Origin of the sequence: Streptomyces sp. 4N124, assembly GCF_052245395.1 — a bacterium.
Lineage (GTDB): Bacteria > Actinomycetota > Actinomycetes > Streptomycetales > Streptomycetaceae > Streptomyces.
The window spans coordinates 19,049-35,988 of record NZ_JBQQBS010000018.1 but is presented as its reverse complement, the minus strand read 5'-3'; the positions used below and the strand labels follow the sequence as shown (position 1 = coordinate 35,988).

17 protein-coding genes are annotated in these 16,940 nt (G+C 70.0%); 11 read left to right on the top strand and 6 right to left on the bottom strand.

The genetic code is table 11. The features are described 5' to 3' along the window. Positions 1-19: 19 nt before the first annotated feature. Complete coding sequence (locus tag ACTWQO_RS19930; protein ID WP_443238668.1) at positions 20-1,357, bottom strand: SGNH/GDSL hydrolase family protein; 1,338 nt, start codon at positions 1,355-1,357, stop codon at positions 20-22. A gap of 189 nt (positions 1,358-1,546) precedes the next feature. Between ACTWQO_RS19930 and ACTWQO_RS19925 the strand changes: the two genes are divergently transcribed. Then, positions 1,547-2,959 carry a DUF445 domain-containing protein gene (locus ACTWQO_RS19925; protein ID WP_443238667.1) on the top strand — a complete coding sequence of 471 codons (1,413 nt, stop codon included), beginning with the start codon at positions 1,547-1,549 and terminating at the stop codon, positions 2,957-2,959. Between the two features lie 107 nt (positions 2,960-3,066). Beyond that, positions 3,067-3,537, top strand: coding sequence for a hypothetical protein (locus ACTWQO_RS19920; protein ID WP_443238666.1), 471 nt, complete (start codon positions 3,067-3,069; stop codon positions 3,535-3,537). 33 nt (positions 3,538-3,570) lie between these two features. Here the strand turns inward: ACTWQO_RS19920 and ACTWQO_RS19915 are convergent, their stop codons facing one another. Then, a complete protein-coding gene (locus ACTWQO_RS19915) occupies positions 3,571-5,049 on the bottom strand; it encodes an alginate lyase family protein (RefSeq protein WP_443238665.1) in 1,479 nt (492 codons plus the stop codon). A gap of 96 nt (positions 5,050-5,145) precedes the next feature. On the opposite strand from ACTWQO_RS19915, the gene ACTWQO_RS19910 reads away from it, so the two are divergent. Both ACTWQO_RS19910 and ACTWQO_RS19905 read left to right on the top strand, forming a co-directional pair. After that, positions 5,146-5,508 carry a VOC family protein gene (locus ACTWQO_RS19910; RefSeq protein WP_443238664.1) on the top strand — a complete coding sequence of 121 codons (363 nt, stop codon included), beginning with the start codon at positions 5,146-5,148 and terminating at the stop codon, positions 5,506-5,508. 52 nt (positions 5,509-5,560) lie between these two features. Beyond that, positions 5,561-6,853 (top strand): glycoside hydrolase family 27 protein, encoded by a 1,293-nt coding sequence (locus ACTWQO_RS19905; RefSeq protein WP_443238663.1) that lies wholly within the window; start codon positions 5,561-5,563, stop codon positions 6,851-6,853. Between the two features lies 1 nt (position 6,854). On the opposite strand, the gene ACTWQO_RS19900 is transcribed toward ACTWQO_RS19905, so the two are convergent. After that, positions 6,855-7,157 carry a hypothetical protein gene (locus tag ACTWQO_RS19900; protein WP_301981385.1) on the bottom strand — a complete coding sequence of 101 codons (303 nt, stop codon included), beginning with the start codon at positions 7,155-7,157 and terminating at the stop codon, positions 6,855-6,857. A gap of 61 nt (positions 7,158-7,218) precedes the next feature. Between ACTWQO_RS19900 and ACTWQO_RS19895 the strand changes: the two genes are divergently transcribed. The 5 genes from ACTWQO_RS19895 (at position 7,219) to ACTWQO_RS19875 (ending at position 12,234) form a co-directional block, all read left to right on the top strand. Then, on the top strand, positions 7,219-7,374 hold the full coding sequence (locus tag ACTWQO_RS19895) for a hypothetical protein (protein WP_443238662.1): 156 nt from the start codon (positions 7,219-7,221) through the stop codon (positions 7,372-7,374). Next, a complete protein-coding gene (locus ACTWQO_RS19890) occupies positions 7,371-7,931 on the top strand; it encodes an alpha/beta fold hydrolase (protein WP_443238661.1) in 561 nt (186 codons plus the stop codon). Before ACTWQO_RS19895 ends, ACTWQO_RS19890 begins: the two co-directional genes overlap by 4 nt. Further along, positions 7,921-8,712 carry an inositol monophosphatase family protein gene (locus ACTWQO_RS19885; RefSeq protein ID WP_443238660.1) on the top strand — a complete coding sequence of 264 codons (792 nt, stop codon included), beginning with the start codon at positions 7,921-7,923 and terminating at the stop codon, positions 8,710-8,712. The genes ACTWQO_RS19890 and ACTWQO_RS19885 overlap by 11 nt, the downstream gene beginning before the upstream one ends. A 203-nt stretch (positions 8,713-8,915) precedes the next feature. Then, positions 8,916-10,331 (top strand): pectate lyase, encoded by a 1,416-nt coding sequence (locus ACTWQO_RS19880; protein ID WP_443238659.1) that lies wholly within the window; start codon positions 8,916-8,918, stop codon positions 10,329-10,331. Between the two features lie 208 nt (positions 10,332-10,539). Beyond that, entirely contained in the window at positions 10,540-12,234 is a 1,695-nt protein-coding gene (locus tag ACTWQO_RS19875; protein WP_443238658.1) for a glycosyltransferase family 2 protein, read from the top strand. A 21-nt stretch (positions 12,235-12,255) separates the two neighbouring features. On the opposite strand, the gene ACTWQO_RS19870 is transcribed toward ACTWQO_RS19875, so the two are convergent. Together ACTWQO_RS19870 and ACTWQO_RS19865 are read right to left on the bottom strand one after the other, a co-directional pair. Then, positions 12,256-12,681 (bottom strand): hypothetical protein, encoded by a 426-nt coding sequence (locus ACTWQO_RS19870; protein WP_443238657.1) that lies wholly within the window; start codon positions 12,679-12,681, stop codon positions 12,256-12,258. Between the two features lie 89 nt (positions 12,682-12,770). Continuing rightward, complete coding sequence (locus ACTWQO_RS19865; protein WP_443238656.1) at positions 12,771-13,247, bottom strand: hypothetical protein; 477 nt, start codon at positions 13,245-13,247, stop codon at positions 12,771-12,773. Positions 13,248-13,377: 130 nt separating this feature from the next. On the opposite strand from ACTWQO_RS19865, the gene ACTWQO_RS19860 reads away from it, so the two are divergent. Then, positions 13,378-13,701 carry an SCO4225 family membrane protein gene (locus ACTWQO_RS19860; protein WP_443238655.1) on the top strand — a complete coding sequence of 108 codons (324 nt, stop codon included), beginning with the start codon at positions 13,378-13,380 and terminating at the stop codon, positions 13,699-13,701. A gap of 6 nt (positions 13,702-13,707) precedes the next feature. On the opposite strand, the gene ACTWQO_RS19855 is transcribed toward ACTWQO_RS19860, so the two are convergent. Then, positions 13,708-15,564: a leucine-rich repeat domain-containing protein gene (locus ACTWQO_RS19855; protein WP_443238654.1), complete on the bottom strand. Its 1,857-nt coding sequence runs from the start codon at positions 15,562-15,564 to the stop codon at positions 13,708-13,710. A 128-nt stretch (positions 15,565-15,692) separates the two neighbouring features. Here ACTWQO_RS19855 and ACTWQO_RS19850 point away from each other — a divergent pair, with 128 nt between their 5' ends. After that, positions 15,693-16,799, top strand: a complete 1,107-nt coding sequence (locus ACTWQO_RS19850; RefSeq protein WP_443238653.1) for a DUF4037 domain-containing protein — start codon at positions 15,693-15,695, stop codon at positions 16,797-16,799. The last annotated feature ends 141 nt before the right edge of the window (positions 16,800-16,940 follow it).

Below are 16,940 nucleotides of genomic sequence, written 5' to 3'. Positions count from 1 at the left end.
CTGCCCGCAGCTTGGCGGCTTACAGCTTGGCCGGCGCCCCGCCCTTCAGGTCGTCCAAGTTGAACGTGTCCGCTATCCGCTCGTACCCCTTGTCGCTGGGGTGCAGATGGTCCCCGGAGTCGTAGTCGGAGCGGAACTTGCGGGGGTCGTACGGGTCGCGTACCGCCTCGTCGAAGTCGACGACCGCGTCGAAGACCTGACCCGCGCGGATTGCGGCGTTGATGGCCTGGCGTACGCTCTCCCGCTCGGCGGAGTAGCCGATGTGCCCGCCGAACGGCATCAGCGTCGCCCCGATGACCTTCAGCCCGCGCGCGTGGGCCTGCTGGACGAGGGTGCGCAGGCCGCCCAGGATCGCGTCGGGGTCGGCTTGGCCGCGGTTGCGGAGGATGTCGTTCACGCCGAGGTCGATGATGACGACCTTGACGTTCGTACGGCTGAGGACGTCACGGCCGAAGCGGACGAGGCCGGCCTGGTTCTCGGCGGGGCGGCCGAACCCGTTGGCGAGGACCTGGTTTCCGCCGATGCCCTGGTTGACGAAGCTGTAGCGCGGCACGTCGTCGCCGTCCTCGACGGCCTCGCGCAGCCGGTCCGAAAGGAGGTCGGGCCAGCGGTTGTTGGCGCCCGTGGAGGAGCCGACGCCGTCGGTGAGGGAGTCGCCGAACGCGACGACGGTGCCGTTGGACTCGTTGCTCAGCACGTCGAGGGCGGTCAGATAGCGCCAGTACTCGACCTGCTGGGTGTACGCGGTACCGGTCACGTCCTCGGTGAGATCGCCCTGGGCGGCGTACGAGATCTGCCGTGAGCGCGGGTGGTAGGTGACCGGCCCGGCCGCGGTGGGGGAGTACGTGGTGACCAGTACGTCGCTGTCGTTCGGGACGGTGATGCGGACGGCGTCGCTCATCGTCTGCTGGCCGGCCGGTACGACGACGGTGGTGCTGCCGTTGAAGGTCACCCTGCTCATCGTCCCGGGCGCCGCCGCTGCCGTGTCGTCGCCGGCCGCGACGGCGATGGACGCGTGCGTGATCGTCAGCGGGGACTGGCCGTAGAGGTTGGAGAGGGTGATCCGGGCGAAGGTGCCGCCCGCGCTCGTGTGGACGACGTTGCGTACCGAACGGTTCGCCAGGCCCGTGATCTCGGTGCCGGGCTCGGCGCCGACCGGGGAAGCGGACCAGGTGCCGACCCAGGTGCCGGTGGAGGCGGGCTCGGCGGGGCTGCGCGGGGTACGGGATCCGGCGAGGTTCTCCCTGCTGCCGCCGCTGCCGTCACCGGCGGCGACGCCGACGTATATGGCAGCGGACAGTGCCACGATCAGGGCGACGATCGCGGCAAGCAAGGCATAACCGGCTTTCCTGGTCATGCGGTGCGTGCTCCTCGGGTGGATTGGGAGCCCGAGGCTCCGATGTGATCATCACCCATGATGAGGCATGGGTATGGACGTAGTTGAACAGGGCCCCATTCCGCCACCCTGATTTCTCCCTGAGGTTCCCTCGTCCGTACAGACGCCGGGAACTCTTGTTCCGTTCCGGGAGTCGGTCAGGAAGGGACAATGAGGAGTACGAGGGGCCGCGAACGGGTGGAGTGGATGGAACGTACCAAACCTGATGAACCGGGTGAAACGGGTGCGGCTGACGTAGAGCAGCATGCCCGTCCCGGGGCCGCCGGTAACCAGGGCGTCCCGGCCGCTGCCGCGCGCGCGATGACGACGTTCAGCGCCGCGGACGAGGAGAAGCAGCGCGGGGTGCGCCGTATGAAGCTCACCGCGGCCGGGCTGCTGCTGTTCGTGGCGGTGGTGTACGTCCTGGCCAAGTGGGCCGCGGGCGAGGGTGCCGGTCCCTGGGCGGGGTATGTCGCCGCGGCTGCCGAGGCGGGCATGGTCGGTGCGCTCGCCGACTGGTTCGCTGTGACCGCCCTCTTCCGGCGTCCGCTCGGGCTGCCCATTCCGCACACCGCGATCATCCCGACGAAGAAGGACCAGCTGGGCGTCTCCCTGGGGGAGTTCGTCGGCGAGAACTTCCTCTCCCAGGACGTCGTACGGCAGCGGCTGCGGGCCGTCGGGATCGGGAGCCGGCTGGGTGCGTGGCTCGCTGAGCCGGAGCATGCCGACCGGGTGACCGCCGAGTTGTCGGCCGCTTTGCGGGGTGCGTTGACCGTGTTGCGGGACTCCGATGTGCAGGCCGTGGTCGGGGAGGCGATCACCCGGCGGGCCGACGCGCAGGAGATCGCGCCCGGTATCGGGAAGATGCTGGAGAAGGTCGTCGCCGACGGGGGGCACAGGCGGGTCGTCGATCTTGTCGTCACGCGTGCGCACGACTGGCTCGTGCTGCATGACGAGCAGGTGATGGACGCCGTGCAGGGTGGGGCTCCTGGGTGGACGCCGCGGTTCGTCGACCGGAAGGTGGGCGAGCGGGTCTACAAGGAGCTGCTGCGGTTCGTGACCGAGATGCGGGACATGCCGTCCCATCCGGCGCGAGGTGCGCTCGACCGGTTCCTCACCGACTTCGCGTCCGACCTCCAGTCCGACACGGACACGCGTGCGCGTGTCGAGCGGCTGAAGGGGGAGGTGCTGGGGCGGGGCGAGGTCCAGGACCTGATCGCGTCCGCCTGGACCGCCGTACGCTCGATGATCGTTTCGGCGGCTGAGGACGAGCGCAGTGAGCTGCGGCTTCGGGTGCGGGCGTCGCTGTTGTCCCTCGGGGCGCGGATGGCGGACGAATCGCGGCTGCAGGGCAAGGTCGACAGTTGGGTGGAGGGGGCCGCGGTGTATGTGGTCTCCACGTATCGCAAGGAGATCACCTCGCTGATCACCGACACGGTCGCCGGGTGGGACGCGGAGCACACGACGCGGAAGATCGAGGCGCATATTGGGCGTGATCTGCAGTTCATCCGGATCAACGGCACGGTGGTGGGGTCGTTGGCGGGGTTGGTGATCTATACGTTGACTCGGGTGGTCGGGGCGTAGCGCTCCGCTGGAAGCGCCGCGATGGGGACGCCGGTCCGCTCCTGACTAGGTACGTCTGAGTACGCGTACTCTGTCGAACGCCGGTCCGGGGGAGAACTCTCGTATGCATGACCGAGAAGACCGAGAAGCTGCTGAGCCCTCTGCGGATGTGCTCCTGGCCGGAACGCTGGCTGACCCGCGCACTCGGCGCCGCGCTCGCTGCGGCGGCGTACCTGGTCTGCATCCCCTGGGACCTGCGCAACCGTGTCGAAACCCCGGGCTCTCTCCATGAGACGACGCCGGTGACGGGTGTGGGCGTGATCCTCCTGGCCGTCGCCCTGCTGCTCCTGGCGGCGTACTTCGGCCACCGAGACCACTTGGCCTGGCCCCTGGTCCTGGTCGCCGCCCCGCCCGTCACCCTGATGTACATATCGCTGCGCACCCACCCCGGGCCGCCGGACGGCTTCGCCGGTGCCTGGCCGTTGGCCTGGGCCTTCTTCAGTCTGGTGATCGCGGCGGGGGCGCTGGTCGCGGCGACGGTGGGGCGGGCGTTCCGCCGGGAGGGGGAGGACTGGGCGGAGGGGGTGCTGCAGAGGTAGGGGGTCCCGCCACCCGCCCCCGCCCCAGCGTAGCTACTGGCTCTCCCGCCGGACGCGGTCACGTCGGCGCATGAACAGCACGCCGCCGGCGACCGCGGCGACGCCCGCGGCGGCGGTCCAGCCGACGACCTCGTTGGAGCCCGTGGCGGCGAGATCACCGTCGGAGGCGGGCGACGCGGAAGGTGTGGTCGATCCCTGCGGGCGGGGGGCCGAGCCACCCGGGGGAGTAGATGAAGCAGAAGGGGACGCCGTAGCCGACGGGCTCGGGGATGCCGGCGTGTCCTCGGACTTGTCCCGCGTGAATGCCAACGTACCGAAGCCCAGTTGGTCGAAGCCCCCGCTGTTGGGACCGTAGTCCCCGCCCCCGCCCTCCGGCGCGGACTTCGCGGCGATCTGGGTGAGGTAGGACGCGGACATGCCCCGCCGCTTGGTGTAGTGGTTGGCGATCATCGCCCAGATCGGGCGGGTCGACGCGGGATCGACGGCCGCGGCTTCACTCACGGTCTCGCTGCCCGACCACCCGTTGATCGCGCCCTTGGCCCGCGTGTTCGCGGTGTAGGGAACGTCGCCGCCCATGCTCCACTTGGCCACGTACTGCGCGCCCTTGAAGAAGCGGTTGTCGTCATAGCCGTACAGGTCGATCCCCTGGTTCCACGCCATCTCGCAGAACGTGCCCATCAGACCGACGCCGAGCAGCGCGTGCCCCTGGTCGCGGCCCGCCTCCAGCCACTCCGCGAGTCCGTCGTCGTACACGACGGGGATGGCCTTCTTGACGGCGCCGAGGCCCTCACCGTGCTTGAAGTAGTCGACGGCGCGGGCGACTTGGGCCTTGTCCTCGCAGAAGATGCCGGCGGCCAGGACGCACGCCATGTTGGCGAGGTCCCAGTTGGGCCAGTAGTTCGTGATGACGGCGCCGTTGTGGTCGACGAGGAACCTGTCGCTGACCGACGCGAAGACGGTGGACAGCATCTCCTGGGACCGGGCGAGCTCGAAGTCGGGGTGGTCGCGGACGAGTTCGGCGGCGTTGGCGAACTGGTAGCCGTAGAGGCCGGCGGCCAGGAAGCGGTCGGCGTTTCCGGCGAGCGCGGTGAGCTTGGCCGACCAGGCGTTCAGGATCGCCACGGCGGTGTCGAGGTGCGCGTCGTCGCCGCTGATGTGTCCGCGCAGGGCGTTCTGGTAGGCGGCGTGGATGTCGTTGTAGAGGGTCACGTAGTTCTGGCCGTCGCCGCCCCGGACCACCGTGGCCTGCGGGTTGGCCGTCCAGCCGCTCTGCGCATGGCGGTTGGCGGTCAGCTTGGCGAACCCGGCGGTGTAGGGCGCGGCACCCGCCTTCACCTCGGCCGCCATACGGGCCAGGTCGGTACGGGTGTGCAGGAGGCCGGGGTGCGCGTAGGCGCCGGCCGCCGCTGCGGGTGTGGGGATCGCGGCCGTACCGATACCGGCCGCTCCGGCTGCCGCGCCCGCGGCCTTGAGCATGCTCCGGCGGCTGATCTGTCGTATCACGTGGCTCATTCCTCGCGTGCCTGCGGCTGGGGACGGTCAGGAGACGGTTATCGGGGAGACTGTGGGCGATAACAGAAAACCGACGCCGATGAGGAGCCGCGTCCGATGACCATTCGCAGGATCGTCCCCAACGTGCAGGTCCCGTCCGAGGAAGCGATGAAGGCCGGCGGTGATTTCTACGGGCTTCTCGGCTTCGAGGAGGTCATGAACATGGGCTGGGTGGTGACGCTCGCGTCTCCCGCCAACCCCACCGCCCAGATCAGCCTCTTCACCGAGGAGCGCACCGCACCCGTCGTCTCCGACCTGAGCGTGGAGGTCGAGGACGTCGACGCGGTGTACGCGCGCGTGGCGGCCTCGGGCGCGGAGATCGTCCGGGAGTTGCGGGACGAGGAGTGGGGCGTACGACGCTTCTTCGTCCGGGATCCGAACGGGCGGGTGGTGAATGTGCTGAGCCACCAGGCCCAGTAGCTCAGCCGTGGCCAGGTCACGTCGTACGCACTCGCTCAGGAGTCCTTCACCCATGACCCACCCCGCACGTCGCCCGCTCCCCGACCGCGCCCTGCGCCCCCCGATGGGCTGGAACAGCTGGGACTGCTACGGCACCACCGTCACCGAGGAAGAGGTCCTCGCCAACGCGGAGTTCATGCGCGAGCATCTGCTGCCGCACGGCTGGGACACCGTCGTCGTGGACATCCAGTGGTACGAGCCCACAGCCCGCGCCCATGGCTACAACCCCGACGCCCCCCTCGTCCTCGACGCCCACGGCCGCCAGCTCCCCGCCCCGAACCGGTTCCCGTCCGCGGCCGACGGAGCCGGATTCGGGCCGCTCGCCGAGCGCGTGCACCGACTGGGCCTGCGTTTCGGCCTGCACATCATGCGCGGCATCCCGCGCCGCGCCGTCGCCGCCCGGCTGCCCGTCGCGGGCACCGGCTTCACCGCCGACGAGATCGCCGACACCGGCTCCGTCTGCCCGTGGAACAGCGACAACTACGGCCTCGATCACGACCACCCGGGTGCCCAGGCGTATTACGACGCCCAGGTCGCCCAATTCGCCCGCTGGGGCGTCGACTTCATCAAGGCCGACGACATGCTCTTCCCGTACCACGAGCGGGAGATCTCCGCCTACGCCGCGGCCATCGCCCGCAGCGGCCGGCCCATCGAGCTGAGCCTGTCACCCGGTACGGACGTCTCCCTCGCCCACCTCGACCATCTGCGGGAGACGGCCACGATGTGGCGTGTCTGCGACGACCTGTGGGACCGGTGGGAGGACGTGGAGGCGCAGTTCGGCCGGATGGCCAGGTGGGCGCCCTGGCAGGACGAACGTGGCTGGGCCGACGCCGACATGCTGCCGCTCGGCCGTATCGGCATCCGGGCCGAGCGGGGCGAGGACCGCCTCTGCCGCCTCACCCGCGACGAGCAGATCAGCCTGCTGAGCCTGTGGCTGATCTCCCGTTCCCCGCTGATGATGGGTGGTGATCTGCCCACCAGCCCGGCGGAGACCATCGCACTGCTCACGAACGACGAGGCGCTCGACGTGCTGTGGCACAGCAGGGGCAACCGCGAGGTGCTGCGGGAGAGGGACCTCGTGCTGTGGACCGCCGACGACACCGACGGACGTACGCGCTACGCGGCCGTGTTCTCGCTGGCGGACAGCCCCGAGAAGGTCACCGTGCCGCTCGGCTCCATAGGCGCCCGGCCAGGCGACCGCATCCGCGAGCTGTGGACCCACACGGACATCGCCCACGACGGCCACAGCCTCCACGCGGAGCTGCCGGTGCATGGGTCGGCCCTGTACCGCCTCACCCCGCCGTGAGTCAGCCTCGCCGGTCCGCGACCGCCCACGAGGCAAGGGCCACGGCCCCCGCGACGCCGAAGACGGCAGGCCAGGCGCCCACCTTCTTCGCGAGCGGGTGGGAACCGGCGAAGCCGGCGACATACGCGGCCGTCAGCGCGCCGGCGGCCTTCCCGCCGGCCTGCTGGCGCCACTGCAGGGCGGCCGCGGCCCCGGCGACGGCCAGCACCGCACCGCCGAGCTCCCGCTTCTTGGTCCACCGCGCCACGCCGTACCCGCCGACGAGCCCGCTCGCTGCGACCACCGCGCTGGGAACCTTCGCCATGCCTGCCTCCAACCGCTCACGACCGATATGCAGCGAGGCTAACCCGCACGCTGCAACCCATGTGAAGACGCTCATCACCCCGGACGGCACCCACATCGCCTACCGCGACCACAGCCCGTCGCCCACCCCGCAGGCCCCCGACCCCGTACTCCTCCTGCACGGCCTCGCGGGTCACATGGGCGAGTGGGACGACTTGGTGCGGCGGCTGCTGGCGTGACCCTGATCGGCCAGTCCCTGGGCGGCCACACGGCCATGCTGCTGGCCGCCGCGCACCCTGCCCTCGTGAAGTCCCTGATCCTCATCGAGGCGGGCCCGGGCGGCCCTACCCCGGACCTGCCCTCCCGCATCGCGGCCTGGCTGGACAACTGGCCGACGCCGTTCCGCTCGCGGGCCGCGGTCCAGGCCTTCTTCGGCCATGAGGCGTGGGCGGCGAACCTGGAGGAACGGGAGGACGGCTGGTACCCGAGGGTCGACCGCGACACAATGATCGCGGCCGTGACGGAACTGGCCGCCCACGACTACTGGGACGACTGGACCAGGATCACCTGCCCGGCGCTCGTGATCCGCGGAGCGGACGGCACGATGCCCGAGCACGACCACAGGGACATGCGGGCCCGCCGCCCGACCCGTACGGCCCTCGAAGTGATCCCGGCCGCGGCTCACGACGTACACCTGGACCAGCCGGAACGCCTGCACGCGGCCGTGCGTGCCTTCCTCACGACCGATGCCCACAGAGACGTAACCGAAGAACAGCGAGCGAACCGTGACCGATGACCTCGACCGCGCCCTGAGGGTCGCGACCAAGCTGGCCGAGTGGGCCTCGGAGATGATCCGCCGGCCGCGTGGCGCGGCGGACGGTCCGGTGCGGGAGAAGGCGAGCCCCGCCGACATCGTCACGGACACGGACGAGGAGATCGAGACGTACGTACGGTCGCTGCTGCGCTCGAAGTTCCCCTCCTACGGCATCGAAGGCGAGGAACACGGCGTCCACGAGGGCGCGCCCGACGCCCCGCACTGGGTGATCGACCCGGTCGACGGTACGACGAACTACGCGCACGGCATCGGCTGGTGCTCCTTCTCCCTGGGCCTGGCCGCCCCCGACGGCAGCCCCCTCCTGGGCGTCGTGGCCGACCCATGGCGCCGCGAGATCTTCACGGCGGCCCGCGGCAGGGGCGCCCAGCTGAACGGCGCCCCCACCCGCGCCGCCGACCACACCACCCTCACCGGCCATGTCTTCCTCACCGAGTGGGCCGCCCACGCGCATTGGCCCGGCATGGACGCCCTCCTCGCCGAACTCTCCGCCCGCCACTGCACCGTCCGCGTCATGGGCTCCACCGCCCTCTCCCTGGCCCAGGTCGCCGCGGGCCGCGCCTCCGCCACCGCGATCGGCGAGTTCCACCCCGTGGACAGCCTCCCCGCCCTGCTGATCGCCACGGAGGCGGGCGCGGTGGCGCTGCCGCAACTCCCGGCGTACGACGAGCCGTTGCTGCTGACCGCGCCCGGAGTGGCGGGCGAGGCGGAGGAGTTGTGGCGGGCGACCGTACGGCCTGAGTGATCGGCGGCCCGAGAACTCGCAAAGAATCTCGCACTCGCGGCAACCCTTCCCCCTCCGGCGGCGACAGAAGGGGTGGAAGCGGCCCGAGAGACGGCTGATGCGGCAGGAGCGGCACAGGAGCGGCATCCCATGCGGCAGAAGGCAACGCACGGCTGTCTGGGCGGGCCGCTTCCGCCCTCCAACCTCCGAACGAGAGCGACGACGTGAGCGAGAGAGCAGCTGTGCGCAGGTCACGGCGCAGGAAGACGAGCCGCCGCAGGGGAGTCCTGATCGGCGGCGTGGTCGTGGCGCTCGGCGCGGGCGCGGTCACCGGCGGTGTGCTGATGACGGCGTCGGCGTCGGGTCCCGGCGCCGGCACGTATCACCTGGTGAACGCCGCCGACAGCACCTGCGTGACCGTACCGTCGACCGCGGCCGGAACCCGGCTGGCGACGGCCGCGTGCGCGAACACCGGCTCCCAGCAGACTGCCCAGACCTGGCAACTGGCCGACAGCGACGGCGGATTCACCGTCAAGTCCTCGGACGGCGCGCTGTGCGCCGGGGTGAAGGGCGCATCGACGTCCGCCGGGAAGGCCGTACAACTGCAGGCGTGCGACGGCAGTGCCGCGCAGGTGTGGAAGCCGACGGCGGTCGGGGACGCGTACCACCTGGTCAACGCGAAGAGCGCCAAGTGCCTCAATGTGAAGGCCGGGCTGCTCCAGCAGAACTCGTGTGACAAGGCGACCACGAAGAGCTGGACGCTGGTGGGGGAGGGCGACGCGACGCCGACGAAGTCCGCGACGCCTTCGGCCTCTGCCACCAAGTCGCCCTCCCCGTCGCCGTCCGTCCCGGCGTCGGCCTCCGCGACCAAGTCGCCCTCGGCCACACCCTCCACGTCCGCCCCCGCGACCAAGACCCCCACCGCCGCCCCGGCCGCCACCAGCGGTACCGCCCTGGGCGCCTGGCCGACCCCCACCGGCAACAAGGCGGTGACGGCCACGATCGCGGTCTCCGGTACGTACGACGGTGGCCTCGCCCGCTTCTACGGCTCCGGCGGCCTCGGCGGCGACAGCCAGTCCGAGGGCCAGGACCCGCTCTTCGAACTCGCCGACGGCGCCGTCCTGAAGAACGTCGTCCTCGGCTCCCCGGCCGCCGACGGCGTTCACTGCCTGGGCAGTTGCACGCTGCAGAACGTGTGGTGGGAGGACGTCGGCGAGGACGCGGCCAGCTTCAAGGGCAAGTCGGCGTCGGCGAAGTACGTCGTCGACGGCGGCGGCGCGCGCAAGGCGGACGACAAGGTCCTCCAGTTCAACGGCGCGGGCACCCTCACCATCAAGAACTTCCAGGTCGAGAACTTCGGCAAGCTGGTCCGCTCCTGCGGCAACTGCTCCACCCAGTACCAGCGCCACATCGTCATCAGCAACATCAAGGCGACCGCCCCGGGCAAGGTGCTCGTCGGCATCAACGCCAACTTCGGCGACACCGCGAGCCTTTCGGGGGTGACGGTCGTCGGCGACAAGGACCTCACCATCTGCGAGCGCTTCAAGGGCAACGACTCCGGTGACGAGCCGACGTCGTTGGGGGCGGGCGCGGACGGTACGCACTGCAAGTACAGCGAGTCGGCCGTCGCGTACCAGTGATCCACTGAACCACTGCGAGTGGTGGGCCCCCGGGACGAGGGCTCACCACGACACGCTCAGGAGACGGGGCCTGAGCGGTACGTCGGCCCCCACCGCACGGTCACTGCGGTGGGGGCCGACGTGCGTGGTGACTCGCCTGGTCCCGGAACCTCTCATAACGTGGTGACTGGGCCCGATCCGTGCAGAGTCCGTACAACGGGGGTTAGAGATGCTCAAGGTCAGCATTGTGGTGCCCGTCTACAACGCGGGCGCCTACATCGAGCGTTGCGCCCCCTCCCTCTTAGGCCAGAGCCTCGGACCGGAGGCGTACGAGATCATCTACGTCGACGACGGCTCGACCGACGACTCGGCCGTGCGCCTCGAACGGCTGGCCGCGGCCTGGCCCCACGTCCGCGTGGTCCACCAGGAGAACTCCGGCTGGCCCGGCAGACCCCGCAACGTCGGTGTCCGTCTCGCGCGAGGGGAGTACGTCCAGTTCGTCGACCAGGACGACGAGCTGACCCCCGAGGCGCTCGAACGCCTCCACCGGCTCGCCGTCCGCAACGGTTCCGACATCGTCCTCGGCAAGGTCATCGGCACCATGCAGGGCCCGAGCAGCGTCTTCAAACGCACCGTCGAGCGGTGCAACGCGGCCGACGCCCCGCTCTTCGAGAGCATGACCCCGCACAAGATGTTCCGGCGCCGCTTCCTGCTCGACCACGGCATCGAGTTCCCCGAGGGCCGGGTACGCCTGGAGGACCAGGTCTTCATGGCCCGGGCCTACGTCCGCGCCAAGACGGTCTCCATCCTCGGCGACCACCCGTGCTACGTCTGGAACCGCCGCGACGACGGAGCCAACACCAGCGCCCGCGCCACCACTCCCGAGGATTACTACGGCCACCTCCGCTCCGTGGTGGAAGCCATCAGGGAGGGCACGGAACCGGGCCCGCTCCAGGACCATCTGCTCCGCCGTTCCTACCGGGTGGAACTCCTCCGCCCGGTGAGCGAGCCCCGCGCCCTGCAACGCACCGGAAAGGCCCTTGAGCGGTACTTCACCGCCGTACGCCGTATGGCTCTCGACTGCTACCCGCCGGGCGTCCGGCAGGGACTCCCGGCGATCACCCGCCTGAGAGCGACCCTCCTGGAGGAGGGCCTGCTGGAGTCCCTCGTCGAACTGGCCCGCCGGGTCCAGGACATCAGACCCCGGATCGCCGTCGACGCCATCCGCCGGGAGCGGGACCGCCTCCTCGTCACGACGACGATCGCCATGCTCCGCCCCGACGGCGAACCCCTCACCCTCGTGGAGCGCGACGGCCGCCTGCTCCTGGACCCCGACCTCCTGTACGGCATCAAGGGCGCCGAGGACTGGGAGGTGCCGGACCCCCTCGGATACGCCTACGGGGAACTGCGCCTCCACGACACGTCCCGCAACCTCTCGTGGTACCCGGACGCCGACCTCGCCGCCCGCATCGAGCCGCTGGGCGGCGGCCGGCACCGGGTGGTCGTCTCGGGCACGACCGCCCTGGACCCCTCGGCCCTGACCGGCGGCCGGTCCCTGCCCCCCGGAAACCACAACCTCTGGGCCTACGCCCAACTCCTCGGCGTGGGCCGCCACATGCGTGTGACGGCCCCGCTCTCCGGTGCGGGGGCCGGCCCGCACCTCCCCACGATGACCGTGGGCACCCCACCCCGCCTGGTCATCCCCAACTGGACCCCCCGGGAGTCCCAACTCCGCCTGTCCGTAGGCTCACCGGGCAAGACCACCGTCGCCCACCGCGCCCTCCTACGGACCACCACGTCCCCCACTCTCCGCCGCAGGGCCCACGCCCTCCTCCACCACCTCCCGCCGCCTCTGCGCCGCCACGTCACGACCCTCGTCCGCAGAGCCGACCCATGGACGCGACCGCCCGGCGCCGGACGTTGACGCCGCCCAACTAGGCGGCGTTCAACGCCTCCCACCGGTCGTCCCGGCGCCGCGATGCCGCCACCAACGGAGCGCCATGCCGCCGGTGAGGTGCAGCACCATCCCGACGACCAGCACGCCGGCGACCATCAACTCGCCTGTACCGCCCCGCTGCACGTCGAGGACTCCGGCGTAGACGATGAGAGCCATGAGGGCGTCGAAGACCACGACGTAGCACCATTCGGCGGCTGTGGGTCGGCCGGTCCCAAAGATCTTCGGCGGCGGGAGGCCGCGCCGCTCCCGGATGTCCCCGACCACCATCACCGTGAACACGCTCAAGAAGATCACGGCGAGCCAGACAGCCACCAAGCGCATCACAAGATCATCGAAGATCACCACCAGAACTGCCGAACCCACACCGGCTGTGCCCGTCCCCACCCGCATCCCGATCTCGCTGAGCAACAACATCGCTACCCACCCCCTCGCCGCCCGTGGGCCGTCAAGGCATGGATACCGCCTGGATACGGGGACCCCTCCCGAAGAGGGAGTCGCTCGGCCTACGCGTCGCGCCACCCCTGCCGAATGAGGCGGTTCACCGCTTCGTCGAGCATGGCTCTGCCCGCTCCGGGGTTCCACCAGAAGGACCAGTTGACGCTGATCGTCAGCTTGATGATTTCGTCGGTCGTCCGCTCGTCCAGCGTCGCCGTCTCCATGACTTGCTCATCCACGTAAGCCGATTCGGCGTCGGGCGGTGTCTGCGGCGTCTTCAGGAACCAGTTCCATCGCGGCGGCTTGCCGGCACCGCCGAGCGGCACGCCGAACTCCTCGTCCACCCACTGTCGGGTCACGCCGAACGTCATGGGTCTGATGAGCCCCTCACACAGCGAGGTCAGTGCTCGGACCGCACAGTGAGCGGTGACGCGCTCCCACTCGAGCGGATTCCGGTCGGACGCGGAATCCCACTCAAATCCGCGCTCCAGCACGATCGTTCTGCTGTCCTTGAAGATGTAGTGCTCGGTGAGTTCCGGCCGCATCAGTCGCCTTCCTGTGGACGGGTGGGCATGGAAAGCGAGTTGCCGGTCAACCGGGGTGTTGTGTTGTCCAGTCGAGTCGAAGAGAGCGAACCGCCGCACAGCACGCGACCCCACCGAGGAGTCCACCACCGTGACAGCTTCCGGACGATCCTTCCCCCGCATCCTGCGTCTCGCGCTCAGCGACATCGTCGCCCGCCTCTACCTCGCCCTCTGTGCCGTCCTGCTCGTGGGGGCGCTCGCGGTGACCGTCGCCGACAGCTCGGACGAGTCCATGGCAGGTGTCATACCGCTGCTCGCCACCGCCCCGGTCAGCCTGGTGCTGCTCGCGCTGCCGGACAACGGCGCGATGCTCGTCGTCGCCGTCGTGATCGGGGCGATCGTCAACGCCACGATCATCGGCTGCTGCGCCCGCGCCCTGCGCCGCGGCGGCGGCAGCACGGACATGGCGTCCTGAAACACTTCACCCGTGCGATACGGCCACCCCGCGCCCGGCGAGTTCGTCCACGACGGCGTCGTACACCCCTCTCCGCCTGTGTAGTCCTCCCGGCATCGTGAGCCGCTCCAGGGCCGGCAGTTCGAGCAGGATCTCGAAGTTCTCCGGGCCGGAGACGGTGTTGAAGCTGAGGTGGGTGAGGGCGGGGAGGGTGGTCAGGGCGCTCAAGTCCTGAAGCGTTTTCATGGAGTTGAGGTGGAGCGTGCGGATGCCGTCATGGCCGGTGAGGGGTGACAGGTCCTTCCAGTCCAGGAAGGCGAGGGAGAGCTCGCCGGGCGAGCCGACGGGGAGTTCCTCGACATCGACGCACCGGTGGATCAGCAGCTTGCGCAGGTCGGGGCACTGCTCCAGGGCGCGGAGGGACGTCAGTCCATCCACTCCGTAGAGCGCCACCTCGACCAGCGGGGTCCCGGCCACGGGGTCGATGCTTTCCAACGTGCCGCTGACCACCACGAGTTTCCTCAGCGAGGGGAGATTGCCGAGGCCTCCGAGGCCGGTCATGGAGCGGCAGTTGAACTCCACCTCCCGTAGGGCGGGCAGGCCGGTGAGGCTGCCCGGTGTCCGCAGGTTCTCGCACACACCGACCGTCAACTTGGCCAACTGGCCATGCTCTCCCAGTGTTTCGAGATCGGTCAGTCCCGGGCAGTGCCATATGTCCAGCCGCCGCAGTCCCGGGACGGCGTCGAACAGTGAGAGATCCCGGAGCTGCTCAAGCCCGTGCAGTTTCAGGTGGCTGAGTGACGGAAGGGAGCTCAGCTCGGCGTAGTCCTCCAGCGCGGGGCAGACGGTGACACTGAACGTCGTCAGGGTGCCCAGCGCTCCGACGCCGCGCACGGACGTCAGCCGCTCGCATTGCTTGATCTTCAGCTCGGTCAGGCCGGCCAGCGGCGACAGCCCGACCAGGTCCCGCAGTTCGGGGCACTTCGCGATGGTGAGCTGGGTCAGCCGGGGATGGGCGCCGAGGCCCTGCAGGGTGCTGAGCCGGGGGCAGTTGTCGAGGACCAGGTCGGTCAGCGCCGTCAGGGCGTCGATGCCGGTCAGGCCGCGCAGTTGTGCGCAGTCCCGCAGGTCCAGGTGGGCGAGGGCGGGGAGATCCCGTACGCCCGCCAGGTCGCGGATACCCGTGTGGCCCAGGTCGAGACGGGTGAGCCGCTGCAGCCCGGACAGCTGCCGCGCGTCCTTGAAGGCACGGCACGCGCGCAGCGACAGGCTCTCCAGCACGGGGAACGCCGGGCCGAAGCCGTCGTCCGAGGACAGCCTGGACACCTTGGTCACGCTCAGGTCCAGCTCACGCAGCCGCCCGAGCGTCAGCAGCGGCGCGAAGTCCGTCACGCCCCGGCACCGGTGCAGGTTGAGCCGGACCAGCTCGGTGAGCCGACCGAGCGGCGTCAGATCCTCGATGCCCGAGCAGCCGTTCAGATCGAGCTCGGTCAGCCCGCTCAGCGCTCCGACCTCGGTGAGGTCCGTGATCTCCTTGCAGCGGAAGACGTGGAGCGTACGGAGCATGGTCAGATGCCGCAGGCCCAGCAGCGAACTGCGCCGCTGCAACCGCAGTTCCGTCCGTCCTTCGCGGTGGAACGCGGGCGCGAGCAGCGCGGCACAGAACGCGTCCGGGTCGGCGGCCCCCTCCCACAGCCGCAGCAGCATCTCGGAGGACAGGTCCGCCGTAGGGGCGTACCGGACGGCGAGTTCGAGCGCCTCCCCGTCGTCGACGACGAGGACGAGTTCCCGTACCGCCTTGCGCGCCTGAACCGGTGTGGCCGTCTCCACGCCCGCGCGTAATTCGTCCAGCCGACCTGCGGTGTTGCCCTTGCCTGAAGTCATGAAGGAACGCTAGCGGACGGGTCTGACAACGCCGCTGCGAGCAAGGCGACTTGATGCCGTACGACGCTCGCGCGCCGGAGGTGAAACTTTTCTGCACGATCATGTGCGGACGGGGAAGGTGCACCGGCATGAGCTTCACGAATATGCCACCTTTCATACCCGGCCTTGAACTCTCCCGTCGCTTCTACACAGATGCCGTACGCCCCCTCCTAGAGGAAGCCGCCCCCGGAATCCCGCACTCCGCAGCCCGTATCGGCAGCGGATCGGAAGTGCTCGGCTTCGACACCCCCCGCTCGGCCGTCCACGAATGGGGCCCGCGTCTGCAGCTCTTCCTCCGTAGAAGTGACGTCTCCCGGCACGGCGGCCGCATCAGACACGTACTGACCGAACACCTTCCGAAGACCTTCGAGGGCTACCCCACCCACTTCGCCCCCACCGGCGAGGGTGACACCCGCGTCATGCGGGCCACCGACGGGCCGGTCCACCACCGCATCGAGGTCACCCATCGCGCAGCCTGGTTCACCGACGAACTCGGCTTCGACCCGTGGCAGGGCGTCACCCCCGCGGACTGGCTGGCCACCCCCACCCAGCTCCTCGCCGAGGTCACCGCCGGCGCCGTGTTCCACGACGGCCTCCATGAACTCGGCCCCTTACGCCACACCCTCCGCTGGTACCCGCACGACGTCTGGCTCCACGTCCTGGCCTGCCAATGGCAGCGCATCTCCCAGGAAGAGGCCTTCGTCGGCCGCTGCGGCGAAGTCGGCGACGAACTCGGTTCCGCCGTCGTCGCCGCCCGCCTCGTCCGTGACCTGATGCGGCTCTGCCTCCTCATGGACCGCCGCTACCCGCCGTACGCCAAATGGCTCGGCAGCGCCTTCGCGCGCACCCACGCGTCCCCCCGTCTCACCCCCGTCCTGACCGCCGTCCTCGCGGCCACGGACTGGCACACCCGCGAACGGCACCTCGCGCAGGCTTACGAGATCGTCGCCGGCATCCACAACCAGCTCGACCTCACCCACCGCGTGGACCCGACCACCCGCCCGTACCACTCCCGCCCCTTCCAGGTCCTGCACGCCGAACGCTTCACTCGCGCCCTGAGCGCCCGCATCACCGACCCCACCCTCCGGGACCTGCCGGCCGTCGGATCGGCGGACCAGTTCATGGACAGCACGGACGTCCTCACGCGACCGGAACTGACGCGGGCGGTGAGCGATGTGATGAGGAAGCCGCGGTGAGCGCGATGAAGGGTGAGTGGTGAAGGGTGAGTGGTGAAGGGTGAGGGGTGAAGGGTGAGGGGGTATCAGCCAGGGCCCTGGAAGGGGCCGATGTAGCCGGTTTGGGCGTGTCCCGTGCCCCGGATGGCAGCTCCGCGCCCC

What these genes read in the sequence shown, in the direction of transcription:
- ACTWQO_RS19930 (WP_443238668.1), bottom strand. Translation starts at nt 1,357, where the DNA reads ATGACCAGGAAAGCCGGTTATGCCTTGCTTGCCGCGATCGTCGCCCTG.
- ACTWQO_RS19925 (WP_443238667.1), top strand. Translation starts at nt 1,547, where the DNA reads ATGAGGAGTACGAGGGGCCGCGAACGGGTGGAGTGGATGGAACGTACC.
- ACTWQO_RS19920 (WP_443238666.1), top strand. Translation starts at nt 3,067, where the DNA reads ATGACCGAGAAGACCGAGAAGCTGCTGAGCCCTCTGCGGATGTGCTCC.
- ACTWQO_RS19915 (WP_443238665.1), bottom strand. Translation starts at nt 5,049, where the DNA reads ATGAGCCACGTGATACGACAGATCAGCCGCCGGAGCATGCTCAAGGCC.
- ACTWQO_RS19910 (WP_443238664.1), top strand. Translation starts at nt 5,146, where the DNA reads ATGACCATTCGCAGGATCGTCCCCAACGTGCAGGTCCCGTCCGAGGAA.
- ACTWQO_RS19905 (WP_443238663.1), top strand. Translation starts at nt 5,561, where the DNA reads ATGACCCACCCCGCACGTCGCCCGCTCCCCGACCGCGCCCTGCGCCCC.
- ACTWQO_RS19900 (WP_301981385.1), bottom strand. Translation starts at nt 7,157, where the DNA reads ATGGCGAAGGTTCCCAGCGCGGTGGTCGCAGCGAGCGGGCTCGTCGGC.
- ACTWQO_RS19875 (WP_443238658.1), top strand. Translation starts at nt 10,540, where the DNA reads ATGCTCAAGGTCAGCATTGTGGTGCCCGTCTACAACGCGGGCGCCTAC.
- ACTWQO_RS19870 (WP_443238657.1), bottom strand. Translation starts at nt 12,681, where the DNA reads ATGTTGTTGCTCAGCGAGATCGGGATGCGGGTGGGGACGGGCACAGCC.
- ACTWQO_RS19865 (WP_443238656.1), bottom strand. Translation starts at nt 13,247, where the DNA reads ATGCGGCCGGAACTCACCGAGCACTACATCTTCAAGGACAGCAGAACG.
- ACTWQO_RS19855 (WP_443238654.1), bottom strand. Translation starts at nt 15,564, where the DNA reads ATGACTTCAGGCAAGGGCAACACCGCAGGTCGGCTGGACGAATTACGC.
- ACTWQO_RS19850 (WP_443238653.1), top strand. Translation starts at nt 15,693, where the DNA reads ATGAGCTTCACGAATATGCCACCTTTCATACCCGGCCTTGAACTCTCC.